This is a genomic window from Nocardioides aquiterrae, assembly GCF_039526625.1.
In the GTDB taxonomy this organism is placed as follows: domain Bacteria; phylum Actinomycetota; class Actinomycetes; order Propionibacteriales; family Nocardioidaceae; genus Nocardioides; species Nocardioides aquiterrae.
Map to the genome: position 1 here is coordinate 92,193 of NZ_BAAAJE010000028.1, position 15,715 is coordinate 107,907.

Genomic DNA, 15,715 nt, shown 5'->3' on the forward strand with positions numbered 1-15,715 from the left:
CCCGCACCGGGCCGATTTGTTGCCGGCCGCACTACATTCGCGACGTGCCCTCCCTGCTGCTGATCGCCGACACGCACCTGCCGAAGCGCGCGAAGGACCTGCCGGCGGAGGTCTGGGCCGCGGTCGACGCCGCCGACGTGGTCGTCCACGCCGGGGACTGGGTCGACGTCCCGCTGCTCGACGCGCTCGAGGCCCGGTCGGCGCGGCTGGTGGCCTGCTACGGCAACAACGACGGTCAGGCATTGCGCGCGCGGTTGCCCGAGGTCGGGCGCGCCGAGGTGGACGGGCTGCGGCTCGCGGTGGTCCACGAGACCGGCGGCCCCGACGGTCGCGAACGGCGGTGCGCCGCGGCGTACGACGATGTCGACGTCCTCGTGTTCGGGCACAGCCACATCCCCTGGGACACCACCGCCGACACCGGCCTGCGCCTGCTCAACCCGGGGTCGCCGACCGACCGCCGCCGCCAGCCGCACTGCACCTACATGACCACGACGGTGACCGGCGGCCGGCTCGGCGAGGTGGTGCTGCACCGGCTGCCGGTCCGGCGTCCCTGAGCCGGGCCCGGAGGGGACCAAGGGCCCGCGCCGGGTGGCTTGCGGCCCGGGCCACTGCGGGCCGGGCGCGCGTAGCGTGGCGATCGTGGGCGCGTCCGACGTCATCGACATCCGCGGTCTGGTGAAGACGTTCGGCTCCGTGCGGGCGCTGGACGGGCTCGACCTCGGGGTTCCGCGGGGCGAGGTGCACGGCGTCCTCGGCCCCAACGGGGCCGGCAAGTCGACCACCATCCGGGTGCTGCTCGGGATGCTGCGCAAGGACGCGGGGGAGGTGCGCCTCTTCGGTGCCGACCCCTGGCGCGACGCCGCCGAGCTGCACCGCAGGCTGGCCTACGTGCCGGGTGAGGTGAACCTGTGGCCGAACCTCACCGGCGGCGAGACGATCGACCTGCTCGGCCGGCTGCGCGGCGGGCTGGACGCCGCCCGGCGCGCCGCGCTGCTCGAGCGCTTCGACCTCGACCCCACCCGGAAGGCGCGCAGCTACTCCAAGGGCAACCGGCAGAAGGTGGCGCTGGTCGCGGCGCTGGCCTCCGACGCCGAGCTGCTCGTGCTCGACGAGCCGACGTCCGGGCTCGATCCGCTGATGGAGGAGGCGTTCCGCCTCTGCATCGAGGAGTTCCGCGACGCGGGCCACACCGTCCTGCTGTCCAGTCACATCCTGGCCGAGGTGGAGCACCTCTGTGACCGGGTGAGCATCATCCGCGCCGGCCGGGTGGTCGAGTCGGGCTCGCTCGCGGATCTCCGGCACCTGACCCGTACGTCGATCTCCGCCGAGCTCGAGCGCGAAGCGCCCGGTCTGGCCGACCTGCCGGGGGTCCACGACCTCGATGTCGACGGGCACCGCGTGCACCTCGAGGTGGACACGTCGGCGATCGACGCCGTCCTCGACACCCTCCAGGCGGCCGGCGTGCGCTCCCTGACCAGCCAGCCGCCCACCCTCGAGGACCTGTTCCTGCGCCACTACGTCGACCAGCCGGAGCGGGGCGCCGGGGAGGAGCGGTGACCGGGACCCTCACGTTCCTGCGCGCGTTCCTGAGGCGGGACCGCTGGTTCTACGTGTGGTTCGGCGTCGGCGTCCCGATCCTCTACGTCAGCCAGGCCTGGAGCGTCGACGGGCTGTACGCGACCCAGGCGGAGTTCGACCGGGCGGCGGCGGGCATGGAGGGCAACGCCGCCCTCGTCGCGATGGCCGGGCCGGCGCGCGCCCTGAACACGGTCGGCGGCCAGGTGACCTGGCAGGCCTCGGCGTTCGGCGCCATCGTCGTGGGCCTGATGGTGATGGTCCTCGTCGGCCGCCACACCCGGACCGAGGAGGAGACCGGGCGCGACGAGCTCCTGCGGGCTGCCCCGGTGGGCCGGTACGCCACCACGACCGCCGCGCTGCTCGACGCGGCCCTGGGCAGCGTGGTCGTCGGCGCGCTCGTGACGGCGAGCCTGGTCGCCTACGGGCTCGCGACCGCCGACTCGGTGGGCCTCGGCGTCGGGGTCGCGCTCTGCGGATGGTTCTTCGCGGGCGTGACCCTGCTGGCCGCCCAGCTCGTCGGCAGCGCCCGCGGGACCTACGGCCTGGTCGGGGCGGTGATCGGGCTGGCCTACGGCCTGCGTGCCATCGGCGACGTCAGCGCGCCGGCACTGAGCTGGGTGTCGCCGATCGGCTGGTACCAGGGCATGCACCCGTTCTCGGGCCTGCGGTGGTGGCCGGCGCTCCTGCTGGTCGTGGGGTCGCTGGCGTTCGCTGCGGCCGGGTACGTCGTCTTCGACCGCCGGGACTTCGGGGCCGGGGTGCTCGCCAGCCGCCCGGGGCCGGCGCACGCCGGACGGGGACTGCGCAGCGGCCTCGGGCTCGCGTGGCGGCTGCAGCGGCCGGCGTTCCTCGGGTGGGCTCTCGGGCTCGCCGTGGCCGGCCTGTCCTTCGGCGTCATGGGGAACGACGTCGACGCCCTGGTCGGCGACTCCGACCTGAGCAAGCAGATGATCCTGGACCTCGGCGGCAGCGTCGCCGACGCGTTCTACGCCGCGATGATCGCGATGCTCGCGGCCCTGGCGGGCGGCTACGCCATCTCGTCCGCGTTGCGCCCCTACGGCGAGGAGGAGGGCGGCCGGCTCGAGCCGGTGCTCGCGACCGCGCTGTCGCGTTCCCGGTGGCTCCTGGGCCACGTCGTGGTGACGGTCCTCGGCACCGTGGCGGTGCTGCTGGTGGCCGGTCTCGGCCTCGGGACGACGTACGCGCTCGTCACCGGCGACGGCAGCGCCGTGGTGCGGATGACGGCGGACCTGGCGTCGTACCTTCCGGCGGTCCTGGTGCTCAGCGGCGTCGCCCGGCTCCTGCACGGGGTCGCGCCTCGGGCGTCCCGCGCGGCGTGGCTGGGGCTGCTGCTGGTCTGGGTGGTGATGATGTTCGGCGAGGTGCTGCGGCTGCCGCCCTGGCTCCAGGACCTCTCGCCCTTCGAGCACCTCGCACCGGTGCCCGCCCAGAGCTTCAGCTGGCCGCCGTTCCTGGTGCTGAGCGCGGTGGCCGTCGCCCTGAGTGTCGCGGGCCAGGTCGCCTTCGCGCGGCGTGACGTGCACTAGTTTTCGGGGTATGTGGCAGCCCCAGCCCGGGTGGGTCGCGCTCCGCGCCGGCTCCGGAGGCTCGACGGTCGGCGTGTGGCGGACCGCCCTGGGCGACCAGGCTGTGGTCGTGAAGCGCATCGCCGCACCCGTCGAGGGCGACCCGCCCGAGCTGTCCAGCCCGCGTCACTTCGCCTACTGGCGGCGCCCCGCCGACGTGGTCACCGCCGGCCTGGTCGTCGACACGCCCGGCCTGCGCGCGCCCGCGCACGGCGCGGTGGAGGAGGACGCCGAGGGCCTCACCATCACCGAGGAGTGGGTGGAGGACGCCGCGACCAGCGGGCTGTTCGTCGCCCACGCGCTGGGCCGGTTCGCGGGGGCGCACCTCGCGCCGGCCCCGTGGCTGGCCCGCAACCAGCTCCGCGACCGGATGGCTCGCGTGGAGCGGCACGGCGGCTGGAAGACCCTGGCGCGCACGACGGTGGCGGACGTCGCCGACGTCCTCTGGGCCCGGCGGGCCGAGCTGCTGGCGGCCGCCGACGCCCTGGTGCAGGTGCCGACCCACGGGGACGCCGTCCCCGCGAACCTGCCCGGCCGCGACGGCGACGACGTGATCGCGATCGACTGGGCGATGCTCGGCACCGGACCGGTCGGGTCGGACCTCGGCTACTACGCCCTCGCCGCCCGCGAGGAGCTCGAGCCGCTGCTCGACGCCTACCTGATGGGCCTGCCGGACGGCCTCGCGACCCGCGACGAGGTCACCCTCGGCGCGCGGGTCACCGCCGTCTACACGGTCCTGAACCGGGCCGAGTGGGCGCTGGCGCGGGTCGCCGGCGGCGAGGGCGCCCTGGCCGGCAAGTACCGCCACCCGTCGGTCGCGCCGCACCTGCGGGCGCTGCAGCGCCAGTTCCCGCACATCGAGGCGCTCGTCGAGTCCTGATCTGCCGTCAGACGGCTCCCGGCGCGAACGTGTCGCAGTCGTCCAGCGAGCCCGACTTGTAGCCGATGGTGAACCACCGGACCCGCTCGGCCGACGAGCCGTGCGTCCACGAGTCCGGGTCGACCCCGCCGCCGGACTGCTGCTGGATCCGGTCGTCGCCGACCGCGGTGGCGGCGTCGATCGCCTCCTGGATGTCCTGCTGGGTGAGGTCCTGGATCAGCACCACGCCGTTCTCGTCCTCGGTGGTGGTGGCCGAGTGCGCCCACATGCCGGCGTAGCAGTCCGCCTGGAGCTCGAGCTTGACGCTGTCGCTGTGCGGGCCCTGCTGGGTCTTCACCTTCGACATGGTGCCGAGCAGGTTCTGGATGTGGTGGCCGTACTCGTGGGCGAGCACGTACGGCTCCACGAACGCGCCGCTGGGTCCGCCGAGCTGCTGCTGGAGGACGTCGCGGAAGAACGTCGTGTCCAGGTAGATCGTCCGGTCGGTCGGGCAGTAGAACGGGCCCACGTCCGAGGTCGCCTGCCCGCAGCCCGTCTGGATGGCGCCGGTGAACGTCTCCACCTTCTTCTCGGGCGTGAACTCGATGCCCGCCTGTGCCGGGAGGGTCTCGGACCAGTAGTCGTACAGCGAGTTCTCGACGGCGACCCGGGCGCAGTCGGGGTCCTTGTTCGCGTCCTCGCCGGTCTTGCAGTGCTCGTACCGGCCGGTGTCCGACATCCGCGAGTCGTCGTACCCGCCGCCACCACCGCCGGAGGAGCCGCCGCCCAGCCACATGCTGACCGCGACGATGATCACCACGATGATCAGCCCGCCGACGCCGCCGCCGGCGACCCCGGCCGGGATCGGGAGGCCGCCGGTCCCGCCGCCGCGGGCGCCGGAGCGCCCGGCGTCGCCCATCCTGCGGGTGTTCAGCCGCGCCTTGGGGTTGAAGCGCATGGGACCTCCTCGATGTCAGGGAGGACCGTACCCACATCTAGACTTGCACCCTCATGATCCTCACCCACCAGCTCGAAGTCCGTGCTGGCGCGCGTCTGCTCATGGAGAACGTCAGCTTCCGCGTCGCCGCCGGCGACAAGGTGGGTCTGGTCGGGCGCAACGGCGCCGGCAAGACCACGCTCACGAAGATCCTGGCCGGCGAGGCGCTGCCCGCCTCCGGCACCGTCCAGACCACCGGCCAGGTCGGCTACCTGCCCCAGGACCCCCGCACCGGCGACCCCGAGGTGCTCGCCCGCGACCGGATCCTGTCCGCGCGCGGGCTCGACGACGCCGTACGCCGCCTGCGCCAGGCCGAGATCGACATGGGCAGCGACGACGTGAAGGTGCGCGAGCGCGCGATGCGCCGCTACGAGCGCGCGGACGCCGAGCTGCACGCGGGCGGCGGGTACGCCGCGGAGTCGGAAGCGGCGCAGATCGCGCACAGCCTCGGCATCGAGGACCGCATCCTGGGCCAGGCGCTGAAGACGCTCTCCGGGGGCCAGCGCCGCCGGGTGGAGCTGGCGCGGATCCTGTTCTCCGGGGCCGAGACGCTGCTGCTCGACGAGCCGACCAACCACCTGGACGCCGACTCGATCCTCTGGCTCCGCGACTTCCTCGCGTCGCACAAGGGCGGGCTGATCGTGATCAGCCACGACACCGGCCTGCTCGAGGCGACGGTCAACAAGGTGCTGCACCTGGACGCCAACCGGGGCGAGATCGACGTCTACAACATGGGCTGGACGGCGTACCTCACCCAGCGGGAGACCGACGAGAAGCGGCGCAAGCGGGAACGGATGAACGCCGAGAACAAGGCGAAGACGCTGACCGACCAGGCCAACAAGATGCGCGCCAAGGCGACGAAGGCCCAGGCGGCGCAGTCGATGCTCAAGCGGGCCGAGAAGCTGCTCGCGGGAGTGGAGTCGGAGCGGCAGAGCGACAAGGTGGCGCGGATCGCGTTCCCGAAGCCGGCCCCGTGCGGCAAGACGCCGCTGACCGCCAGCGAGCTGTCGAAGTCGTACGGCTCGCTCGAGGTGTTCACCGACGTCGACCTCGCGATCGACAAGGGGTCTCGCGTGGTGATCCTCGGGCTGAACGGCGCCGGCAAGACCACGCTGCTGCGCATCCTGGCCGGCATCGACCGGCCCGACACCGGCGCCGTCGTACCGGGCCACGGGCTCAAGCTCGGCTACTACGCCCAGGAGCACGAGACGCTCGACGTCGAGCGCACGGTCCTCGAGAACATGCAGAGCGCCGCGCCCCAGCTCACCGACACCGAGGCGCGCTCGGTCCTGGGCTCGTTCCTGTTCTCCGGCGAGGACGCGCACAAGCCCGCCAAGGTGCTGTCCGGCGGTGAGAAGACGCGGCTCGCGCTGGCGTCGCTGGTCGTGTCCAGCGCGAACGTGCTGCTGCTCGACGAGCCCACCAACAACCTCGACCCGGCCTCCCGCGAAGAGGTGCTGGCGGCGATCCGCAGCTACGAGGGCGCGATCGTCCTGGTCACCCACGACGAGGGCGCGGTGTTCGCGCTCGAGCCGGACCGGGTGCTGATCCTCCCCGACGGCGTCGAGGACCTCTGGAACGCCGAGTACGCCGACCTCGTGTCGCTCGCCTGAGCCCGGGTGTCGGCGGCGCGAGCCTGGTCGACCGCGTGCGATGACGGACTGAGACCCGAATAGGGTGCGCACCATGGACGCTGACACCCTCCTCGCCGCCGGCCTGAAGTACGACCTCGCCGGTCCGGTCGCCACGATCACCCTCCACCGGCCCGACGTGCGCAACGCGCAGACGCCGACCATGTGGCGGGCGCTCGCAGCGCTCGGCGCGGAGATCGGCGACGACGTGCGCGTGGTGGTCGTCCAGGGGTCGGGCCACTCGTTCTCGGCGGGGCTGGACCGCTCGATGCTCGACCCGTCGAACACCTCGGGCGAGGAGTCCGTCGCCGGGCTGCTCGCGCTGTCCGACGAGGAGCTCTCGGCGACCATCGACGCCTACCAGCAGGGCTTCACGTTCCTCCGCGACCCCCGCTTCGTGTCGGTCGCGGCGGTGCAGGGCTACGCGATCGGCGCCGGCTTCCAGCTGGCGCTGTCGTGCGACCTGCGGGTGGTCGCCGACGACGCCCAGTTCTCCATGAAGGAGTCCGCGCTCGGGCTGGTGCCGGACCTGACGGGAACAAAGCCGCTGGTCGAGTGCGTTGGGTACGCCAGGGCCCTGGAGATCTGCGCGACCGCGCGGATGGTCGGGGCAGCCGAGGCCGTGGACATCGGGCTCGCGCTGACCGCCGTACCCGCCGCGGAGCTGGAGGCGGCCGTGGCAGACCTCGTGGGCGCCCTGACCGCGCCGATAGCGGGCGCGGTCCGCGAGACCAAGGCGCTCCTCCAGGGCGCCGCCGACCGGAGCCTGGACGACCAGCGCCGCCTCGAGCGGGAGGCGCAGACCCGGCGGTTCCGTGAGCTCGCGGCACTGATGCAGTAACCACGCAGGAGAGGGAGGGTCCGATGTCGGCAATGGGGATGGGACCGGCGTTCCGGTCCCTGCGCGCCGACCGCAGCGCGACGCAGCAGCGTCTCGCGCGGGGCACCGTGCGCAGGGTGCTCGCCTACGCGCTCCCGCACCGGTCGCTGATCGTCCTCTTCCTCGCCTTCACCGTCGTCGACGCCGGCCTCGTGGTCGTCTCCCCGCTGCTGGTGCAGCGGATCGTCGACGACGGCATCCTCGCGGGCAACGGCGAGCTGGTGACCTGGCTCGCGGTCACGATGGCGGCGGTCGCGCTGCTGGACGGCGCCCTGACCGTGGTCACCGGCTACCTGTCCTCGCGGATCGGCGAGGGCCTGATCTACGACCTGCGCACGGAGGTGTTCGGGCACGTCCAGCGCCAGTCGCTGGCGTTCTTCACCCGCACCCAGACCGGCGCGCTCGTCTCGCGGCTCAACAACGACGTGATCGGCGCCCAGCGCGCGTTCACCTCCACGCTCTCCGGGACGGTCTCCAACGCGATCTCCGTCGTGGTCGTCGGCATCGCGATGATCGCGCTCAGCTGGCAGATCACGCTGCTCTGCCTGGTGCTCTTCCCGCTGCTCTACCTGTGCTCGCGGTGGGTCGGCAACCGGCTGGCCGGCCTCACCCGCCGGCAGATGGACGGCAACGCCGACCTCGGCAACGTGATGACCGAGCGCTTCAACGTCGGCGGGGCCATGCTGCTGAAGCTCTTCGGGCGCCGCGAGGAGGAGGACCGCACCTTCGCCACGCGGGCGGAGGTGGTCCGCGACCTCGGCGTCCGCATCGCCCTCGTGCAGCGCGTCTTCATGGCCGCGATGCTCGCCGTACCGGCCATCGCGACCGCGCTGGTGTACGGCGTCGGCGGGCACCTCGCCCTCGACGGCGTGCTGACGGTGGGCACGCTGCTCGCGCTCGCGACGCTGCTGGTCCGGCTGCTCGGCCCGCTCCAGGGCCTCTCGAACGTCCGGATCGACGTGATGACCGCGCTGGTCAGCTTCGAGCGGGTCTTCGAGGTCCTCGACCTGCCGTCGATGATCCAGGAGAAGCCGGGTGCGGTCGCCCTCCCGACGAGCTCCGCGCGGCTGGAGTTCGACCACGTCGCGTTCAGCTACCCCAAGGCCGACGAGTTCTCGCTCGCCTCGCTCGAGGCCATCGCCCGCACCGAGTCCCGCGACGCCGGACCGGTGCTGCGCGACATCACGTTTACCGCGGAGCCCGGGCAGATGGTCGCCCTGGTCGGCCCGTCGGGAGCCGGCAAGACCACGATCACCCACCTGGTCGCCCGGCTGTACGACGTGGGCTCCGGTGTCGTGCGGGTGGGCGACCACGACGTCCGCGACGTGACCCTGCAGTCCCTGGAGGACACCGTCGGGTACGTCACCCAGGACGCCCACATGTTCCACGACACGATCCGTGCCAACCTCCTCTACGCGCGACCGGGAGCGACCGACGAGGACGTGTGGGCCGCGCTCGAGGCCGCCCAGATCGCGACCCTGGTCCGTGGCCTGCCCGACGGCCTGGACACCGTGGTCGGCGACCGCGGCTACCGGCTCTCCGGCGGGGAGCGGCAGCGGCTCGCGATCGCCCGGCTGCTGCTCAAGGCGCCGGCGATCGTCGTCCTCGACGAGGCGACCGCCCACCTGGACAGCGAGTCCGAGGCCGCGGTCCAGCACGCCCTCGACGCGGCCTTGGAGGACCGCACCTCGCTGGTGATCGCGCACCGGCTCTCGACGGTCCGCGACGCCGACCAGATCCTCGTCATCGACGACGGCCGGGTCGTCCAGCGCGGCACCCACGCCGAGCTCCTCGCCCAGGGCGGGCTGTACGCCGACCTGTACCGCACCCAGTTCGCCGAGGACGCCCGGACCTCGGCCTGACCGCCGCGCTATGGCGCGCCGGGGAAGTTCGGGCGGGTGGCGGCGTTCGTGGTCTCGCCGGCCTCGTCGGGCGGCGCCGCGGCGTCCGCAGGCGGCGGCACGCTGCGCGAGCTCTGACGCTCCCGGCGCTCCTCCTCGTACGCGCGCTGGTAGGCCTCGCGCAGCCGCTGCTTCTGCGCGTTCTTCAGCGCCCGCCGCTGCTTGCGCTCGTCGGCGACCTGCTCGCGGGTCGAGCTCTCGCCCCGGCTCCGGCCGCGCCACTCGTCGTACGCGAGGTAGAGGAACCCGCAGATCGCGAGGAGGCCGAAGAACCACCACTGCAGGCCGTAGAAGAAGTGCGGGCCGTTGTCGAGCTCCGGCAGCTCCACCGGCTCGAGCCCGTCGGCCGGCTGCCCGTCCTCGGACTTCAGCTCGACGAACCCGCCGTACACGGGCCGGTCGATCGCCGGCCCGATCGTGTCGCTGGAGATCGCGCGGGTGGAGTGGCCGTCGACGGCGGTGCTGTCGCCGGTCGCGTCCGCGCGGGCCCAGCCCTCGACGGTGACCTCGCCGGCCGGTGGCTCGGGCAGGTCGGTCGGGCCGGCGCCCTGGTTGTCGGCCGCCATCCAGCCGCGGTCCACGAGCAGGGCGGTGCCGTCGGCGGTGACGAGCGGGACGACGGCGTCCACCCCCGACTGCCCGTCCCGGGTGCGGTAGCGGACGATCACGGTGTCGTCGGTGTCGTAGGTGCCGGTGGCGGTGACCAGGCGCCACTCGTCCTCGTCGGCGACCGCGCCGCCGGGGGAGAGGACGTCGGCGACGGGGGCCGGAGCCCGGTCCTCGTTGGCGCGGATGATCTGGTTGGACTCCTTGCGGTCGGCCAGCCGGTGGAACTGCCACTCGCCCAACCACCAGGTGGCGTAGCACAGCACGACCACGACCAGGGCGAACAGCAGCCACCGCCGACTCAGCAGGAACCGCAACGATCGCACTCGTCGAGGCTATCCGGCGCCCACCAGCGGACTAGAGTGCAGGGGTGGCGCAGACGAAGAGGCTCGAGGACCGGTTCGGACGGGTAGCGACGGACCTGCGCGTGTCGCTGACCGACCGGTGCAACCTGCGCTGTTCGTACTGCATGCCGGCCGAGGGCCTCGACTGGCTGCCGGACGAGACGGTGCTCACCGACGACGAGGTCGTCCGGCTGGTCCGCATCGGCGTCGAGCTGCTCGGCGTCCGCGAGGTGCGGTTCACCGGCGGCGAGCCGCTGGTCCGCCGCGGCCTCGTCGACATCGTCCGCCAGACCAGTGCCCTGGGCGTGGAGACGTCGCTGACCACCAACGCGCTCGGGCTCGCCCGCACCGCGCACGCGCTGGCCGCCGCCGGGCTGGACCGCGTGAACGTCAGCCTCGACAGCATCCGGCGCGAGTCGTTCAAGCAGATCACCCGGCGCGACCGGCTGCCGGACGTGCTCGCCGGCCTGGCCGCGGCACGCGAGGCCGGCCTCGGCCCGGTGAAGGTGAACGCGGTGCTGATGCGCGGCATCAACGACGCCGAGGCGCCCGAGCTGCTGCGCTGGGCGATCGCGGAGGGCTACCACCTGCGGTTCATCGAGCAGATGCCGCTCGACGCCCAGCACGGCTGGAGCCGCGAGGGCATGGTCACCGCCGACGAGATCTTCGCGCGGCTGGAGGCGGAGTTCACCCTCACGCCGGCGGCGGAGCCGCGGGGCAGCGCCCCGGCGGAGCTGTTCGTCGTCGACGGCGGCCCCGCGACCGTCGGCGTGATCGCCAGCGTGACCCGGCCGTTCTGCGGCGACTGCGACCGCGTCCGCCTCACCGCGGACGGCCAGGTCCGCAACTGCCTGTTCGCGCGCGAGGAGTCTGACCTGCGCGCCGCGATGCGTGCGGGCGCCTCGGACGAGGAGGTCGCGGACCGCTGGGTGACCGCGATGGCCGGCAAGCGCGCCGGGCACGGCATCGACGACCCGACGTTCCTGCAGCCGGACCGCCCGATGTCCGCGATCGGCGGCTGATGACGGCCGCGCCAGCGGGCGTCATCGTGGGTGGTCGAGCAGCGACCGGGGACGCGTCAGCGGACCCGACGGAGCGTGTCGAGACCCAGTAGGCCGATGCTCGTCAGTGGGGGACGACGTCCTTCAGGAACTGCCGGGCGGCGAGGAAGTCCGCGAGCGACTGCCGGTGCTCGTCACAGGCGAGCCAGACCTTGCGGCGGTCGGGGGTGTGCAGCTTGGGGTTGTTCCACTGCAGCTCCCAGACGGCGGCTGCCTGGCAGCCCTTCGCGGAGCAGATGTCGGCGTCGGTCATGGTGCCTTCCTGGGAAAATGAGCGGTGCCGGACAGCCACGGGGGAAGCCGTCCGGCACCGCTGCGAACCGAGACGGGGGAGACCCGGCTCGCGCCGCGATTCTGTCACGCGGCGCGGCGCAGACCAAGCGTCGTTCAGCCCTGGTCGTCCCCTGGATCCGTGCCCGGACCGAGCTGCGGCCTGCCGAACTGGCCGTCGATCAGGTCGAAGCCGTCGGATCTCGAAGCGTTGGCGTTGGCCATCACCACGGCGACGTACGGCAGGACCAGGGCGCCGGCGATGAAGATCGGCCAGAGCCACCCGATGCCGGCCAGGGCGGCGACGATCGCGGCGACGAAGCACACGGTGCGGATGCCCATCGAGACCAGGTAGCGGCGCTGCCGGGCGGCGATGTCGGCGTTGCGGCTCGACGGAGCCGTGGTGATGCGGACCGCCTCGTCGCGGTGGTGACGCAGGTCCCGGGCCATCCGTCCAGCGTACGCCGGTACTGTCGAGCCATGACGAACCGCACCTACCGCGTCACCGAGATCGTCGGCACCTCCCCGGAGGGCATCGACGCCGCCGTCCGCAACGGCATCGAGCGGGCCGGCCGCACGCTGCGCCACCTCGACTGGTTCGAGATCACGCAGGTGCGTGGCCAGGTCAAGGACGGCACGGTCGAGCACTTCCAGGTCGGCATGAAGGTCGGCTTCCGACTCGAGGACGACTGATTCCGTCTACCCGGCGGTAATGGCTAGCGTCACCTGACGTGAGCGAAGACAGCACAACGCAGCGGGGCAGGTCGGTCCTGGTGACCGGCGGCAACCGGGGCATCGGCCGCGCCATCGCCGAGGCCTTCGTCCGGAACGGCGACCAGGTCGCGGTCACCACGCGCAGCGGCGGCGCGCCGGCGGGCACTCTCGACGTCCGGTGCGACATCACCGACCCCGGCCAGGTGGAGGCCGCGTTCGCGACCATCGAGGAGGCCCACGGGCCGGTCGAGGTGCTCGTCGCGAACGCCGGCATCACCGCCGACACCCTCCTCCTGCGGATGTCGGACGACGACTGGGGATCGGTCATCGACACGAACCTCACCGGCTCCTTCCGGCTGGCCAAGCGGGCCGCCAAGGGCATGCTCCGGCTGCGCCGGGGCCGGATCGTGTTCATCTCCTCGGTCGTGGGCCTCCTCGGCTCCGCCGGGCAGGTGAACTACGCCGCCTCGAAGGCCGGTCTGGTCGGCATGGCCCGGTCGATCGCGCGCGAGCTCGGCTCCCGGTCGATCACGGCGAACGTCGTCGCGCCGGGGTTCATCGAGACGGACATGACGGGCGTGCTCACCGACGAGCAGAAGGCCGCGATCCTCGGGCAGGTGCCGCTGGGGCGGTACGGCTCGGTCGACGAGATCGCGGAGACGGTGCTGTGGCTGACCGGCCCCGGCGCGGCGTACGTCACCGGGGCGGTCATCCCGGTCGACGGTGGACTGGGAATGGGGCACTGACATGGCAGGCATCCTCGACGGCAAGCGGATCCTGGTCGCGGGCGTGACGATGGACAGCTCGATCGGCTTCGCGACCGCGAAGGTGGCGCAGGAGCAGGGCGCGACCGTGCTGATCTCGAACTTCGGGCGGGCCCTCGGCATCACCCGCCGGATCGCCAAGCGGCTCCCCGAGGAGCCGGCGGTGCTGGAGCTGGACGTCACCGACGAGTCCCACCTCGCCGGCCTCGCCGACCAGGTCCGCGAGCACCTGGGCCCCGACGCGGGCCTGGACGGGGTGGTGCACTCCATCGCCTACGGCAACCCGGAGACGCTGCTCGGCGGCAAGTTCCTCACCGGTCCGTGGCCGGACGTCGCGCAGGCGGTGCAGGTGTCGGCGTACTCGCTGATGTCGCTGACCCAGGCCTGCCGGCCGCTGATGCAGAACGGCGGCTCCGTGGTCGGGCTCACGTTCGACGCGACGGTCGCGTGGCCGGCGTACGACTGGATGGGCGTGGCGAAGGCCGGGCTCGAGTCGTGCTCGCGCTACCTGGCGCGCGACCTGGGCCCCGAGGGCATCCGCGTCAACCTGGTGTCGGCCGGCCCGCTGAAGACGCTGGCCGCGAAGGCGATCCCGGGCTTCGAGGAGCTCGAGGCGATGTGGAGCGACCGGTCGCCGCTGGGCTGGGACAACACCGACCAGACGCCGACCGCGAAGGCCGTGTGCGCGCTGCTGTCGGACTTCTTCCCGGCCACCACCGGTGAGATCGTGCACGTCGACGGCGGCTTCCACGCCATGGGCGCCTGAGCCGTGCTGGGAATTCCGCCACCGGCGGGCCGAAACTGCTATTGACTGGTCGGGCGGATCCGGTCTCGGGTTTGCTCCCGTCGACCGAGGACCGCCGATGGCCCGAGCCCGACCTGCCCTGCTCGCCGTGAGCCTCCTGCTCGCGCTCCTGGGCACGACCCTCACCGCCCCGGGAGCGATCGCGGAGTCGGTCGGCCCCCGTGACGAGGCTCCGACCGAGGTGCCCACGACCATCTCGGTCGCGATGACCGCGCCCGGCCCGCTCAGGGTGCACCTGGACATCGCGGTGGCGGCGGCCGACGGCACCCCCGTGTACGGCCAGGTCTGGGTCAGTGACACGGCGGCGTTCCCGGACCCGCTGCTGGTCTCCGGTGGGTCGACCACCGTCGACCGACGAGTCTTCAGCGCCGGGACCCGCGAGCTCACCTTCGACTTCAGGCCCGCCCAGACCACCCCGGGCACGACCTACCTCCCGTCCGGGACCACCGCGTCGGCGACGGTCCCTGGCCGGCCCACCACGACCCGGCTCACGCTCAGCAACGAAGGCGTCGGCGTGCTCGAGCTCGCCGCGAGCGTCTCCCACTACGAGTCGGTGGAGGGCGCGCCCGGGTCGATGATCTTCCGGGTCGAGGGCCTGGCTCCGGTGGAGATCCCGATGGGGACCTACGTGGTGCCCGGCCGGGTCGAGGTGCCCGACGCGGGCGGCTGGTTCGCCACCCTCGACCTCTCCGGTCTCGACCCGAAGGGGACCTACACGGCCACCGCCACGTTCGTGCCCGGAGCGGGCGCCCCGGTGGAGGGGTCCACGTCGTCCGCGCAGACGATCACGCTCAGCGCCAAGAAGGACCAGGCGGCCGTGCAGATCGGGCTCCGCTCGCCGCGGCCGTCGGTCGTGGAGTTCAGCGCCGTCGTCTACGCCCTGTTCCCGGCGAACGCCTCCGGGACCCTCGTGGTGCAGGACCTCGCAAGCCGCAAGCGGGTCCTGACCCTGCGCTCGGTCGCGCTGTTCCCGGAGACCGTCACCCGGACCCTGCAGAACGTCTCGCCCGGAGTGCACCGCTACCGCGCGACGTTCGTGCCGGACCAGGGTGTCGCGAACCTCCTCGGGGACTCTGACACGAGGACGGTGAAGGTCCGCGGCTGAGCGTCGGATGCGACGATGGCGCGATGAGGACGATCGCAGTGATGCGGCACGCGAAGGCGGAGCAGGGCGGCCGTACGGACTTCGAGCGTGAGCTCACCGACCGGGGCCGCGCCGACGCCGCCGAGGCGGGCGCCTGGCTCGCCGGCCGCGGGTTCGCCCCCCAGCACGCGCTGGTCTCCGCGGCCGCCCGCACCCGGGCGACCTGGGAGGCGCTCGCCGCGGGCGGCGGCTGGGAGCTCGAGCCGGACTACGACCGCGGGCTGTACGTCGCCGAGCCGGCGACGGCGGTCGACCTGATCGGGCTCGTCGACGACGACGTACGGACGCTGGTCGTCATCGGCCACAACCCGACCATGGCCTACCTGGCGCAGCTCCTCGGCGACGGCGAGGGCGACCCGGAGCTGGAGAGCCAGCTGCTGGCCGGCTTCCCGACCAGCGCCACGGCGGTGTTCGAGTACGACGGCGCGTGGTCCGACCTCGCCGAGGGCTCCGCCCGGCTGGTCGGCTACCACGTCGGCCGCGGCTGACCTGTCGGCCAAAACCTGTACTTGTCGGCCGAAACTTCGGCTCTTCTGCTGGATGTGTGGGTGATGTGAGCGTGCCGTGATGAGCAC

The 15,715-nt window shown here is 72.8% G+C and carries 17 protein-coding genes; 13 read left to right on the forward strand and 4 right to left on the reverse strand.

Annotated features, from left to right (window positions below):
* Window positions 1-44 precede the first annotated feature (44 nt).
* From ABD086_RS22045 to ABD086_RS22060, 4 genes are all read left to right on the forward strand, one after another.
* Window positions 45-554, forward strand: a complete 510-nt coding sequence (locus tag ABD086_RS22045; RefSeq protein ID WP_343910223.1) for a metallophosphoesterase family protein — start codon at window positions 45-47, stop codon at window positions 552-554.
* A 76-nt stretch (window positions 555-630) separates the two neighbouring features.
* Window positions 631-1,557 (forward strand): ABC transporter ATP-binding protein, encoded by a 927-nt coding sequence (locus tag ABD086_RS22050; protein ID WP_425571680.1) that lies wholly within the window; start codon window positions 631-633, stop codon window positions 1,555-1,557.
* Complete coding sequence (locus ABD086_RS22055) at window positions 1,554-3,125, forward strand: ABC transporter permease (RefSeq protein WP_343910227.1); 1,572 nt, start codon at window positions 1,554-1,556, stop codon at window positions 3,123-3,125. The genes ABD086_RS22050 and ABD086_RS22055 overlap by 4 nt, the downstream gene beginning before the upstream one ends.
* Before the next feature lie 10 nt (window positions 3,126-3,135).
* A complete protein-coding gene (locus ABD086_RS22060) occupies window positions 3,136-4,044 on the forward strand; it encodes a phosphotransferase (protein ID WP_343910228.1) in 909 nt (302 codons plus the stop codon).
* Window positions 4,045-4,051: 7 nt separating this feature from the next.
* Here ABD086_RS22060 and ypfJ read toward each other — a convergent pair whose 3' ends face one another.
* The gene (gene ypfJ / locus ABD086_RS22065; protein WP_343910230.1) at window positions 4,052-4,981 is read right to left on the reverse strand and encodes a KPN_02809 family neutral zinc metallopeptidase; all 930 of its coding nucleotides are present in this window, start codon (window positions 4,979-4,981) and stop codon (window positions 4,052-4,054) included.
* A 53-nt stretch (window positions 4,982-5,034) separates the two neighbouring features.
* On the opposite strand from ypfJ, the gene ABD086_RS22070 reads away from it, so the two are divergent.
* The 3 genes from ABD086_RS22070 to ABD086_RS22080 all read left to right on the forward strand — a co-directional run bounded on the left by ABD086_RS22070 (window position 5,035) and on the right by ABD086_RS22080 (window position 9,393).
* Window positions 5,035-6,633 (forward strand): ABC-F family ATP-binding cassette domain-containing protein, encoded by a 1,599-nt coding sequence (locus tag ABD086_RS22070; protein WP_343910232.1) that lies wholly within the window; start codon window positions 5,035-5,037, stop codon window positions 6,631-6,633.
* 73 nt (window positions 6,634-6,706) lie between these two features.
* A complete protein-coding gene (locus ABD086_RS22075; protein WP_343910234.1) occupies window positions 6,707-7,492 on the forward strand; it encodes an enoyl-CoA hydratase/isomerase family protein in 786 nt (261 codons plus the stop codon).
* A 23-nt stretch (window positions 7,493-7,515) separates the two neighbouring features.
* The gene (locus ABD086_RS22080; protein ID WP_425571681.1) at window positions 7,516-9,393 is read left to right on the forward strand and encodes an ABC transporter ATP-binding protein; all 1,878 of its coding nucleotides are present in this window, start codon (window positions 7,516-7,518) and stop codon (window positions 9,391-9,393) included.
* Window positions 9,394-9,401: 8 nt separating this feature from the next.
* Here ABD086_RS22080 and ABD086_RS22085 read toward each other — a convergent pair whose 3' ends face one another.
* The gene (locus ABD086_RS22085; RefSeq protein ID WP_343910238.1) at window positions 9,402-10,364 is read right to left on the reverse strand and encodes an SURF1 family cytochrome oxidase biogenesis protein; all 963 of its coding nucleotides are present in this window, start codon (window positions 10,362-10,364) and stop codon (window positions 9,402-9,404) included.
* A 44-nt stretch (window positions 10,365-10,408) separates the two neighbouring features.
* Between ABD086_RS22085 and moaA the strand changes: the two genes are divergently transcribed.
* Window positions 10,409-11,404 carry a GTP 3',8-cyclase MoaA gene (moaA, locus tag ABD086_RS22090; protein ID WP_343910239.1) on the forward strand — a complete coding sequence of 332 codons (996 nt, stop codon included), beginning with the start codon at window positions 10,409-10,411 and terminating at the stop codon, window positions 11,402-11,404.
* 103 nt (window positions 11,405-11,507) lie between these two features.
* Here the strand turns inward: moaA and ABD086_RS22095 are convergent, their stop codons facing one another.
* The gene (locus ABD086_RS22095) at window positions 11,508-11,696 is read right to left on the reverse strand and encodes an acetone carboxylase (protein WP_343910241.1); all 189 of its coding nucleotides are present in this window, start codon (window positions 11,694-11,696) and stop codon (window positions 11,508-11,510) included.
* Between the two features lie 134 nt (window positions 11,697-11,830).
* Entirely contained in the window at window positions 11,831-12,163 is a 333-nt protein-coding gene (locus ABD086_RS22100; protein ID WP_343910243.1) for a DUF3099 domain-containing protein, read from the reverse strand.
* A 30-nt stretch (window positions 12,164-12,193) separates the two neighbouring features.
* Between ABD086_RS22100 and ABD086_RS22105 the strand changes: the two genes are divergently transcribed.
* The 5 genes from ABD086_RS22105 to ABD086_RS22125 all read left to right on the forward strand — a co-directional run bounded on the left by ABD086_RS22105 (window position 12,194) and on the right by ABD086_RS22125 (window position 15,628).
* Window positions 12,194-12,406, forward strand: coding sequence for a dodecin (locus ABD086_RS22105; RefSeq protein ID WP_343910245.1), 213 nt, complete (start codon window positions 12,194-12,196; stop codon window positions 12,404-12,406).
* Window positions 12,407-12,444: 38 nt separating this feature from the next.
* Window positions 12,445-13,173, forward strand: a complete 729-nt coding sequence (gene fabG / locus ABD086_RS22110; RefSeq protein ID WP_343910247.1) for a 3-oxoacyl-ACP reductase FabG — start codon at window positions 12,445-12,447, stop codon at window positions 13,171-13,173.
* Window position 13,174: 1 nt separating this feature from the next.
* On the forward strand, window positions 13,175-13,957 hold the full coding sequence (gene fabI, locus ABD086_RS22115; RefSeq protein ID WP_343910249.1) for an enoyl-ACP reductase FabI: 783 nt from the start codon (window positions 13,175-13,177) through the stop codon (window positions 13,955-13,957).
* A 127-nt stretch (window positions 13,958-14,084) separates the two neighbouring features.
* Entirely contained in the window at window positions 14,085-15,101 is a 1,017-nt protein-coding gene (locus tag ABD086_RS22120) for a hypothetical protein (protein WP_343910251.1), read from the forward strand.
* A 23-nt stretch (window positions 15,102-15,124) separates the two neighbouring features.
* The gene (locus ABD086_RS22125) at window positions 15,125-15,628 is read left to right on the forward strand and encodes a SixA phosphatase family protein (protein WP_343910252.1); all 504 of its coding nucleotides are present in this window, start codon (window positions 15,125-15,127) and stop codon (window positions 15,626-15,628) included.
* Window positions 15,629-15,715: the final 87 nt, after the last annotated feature.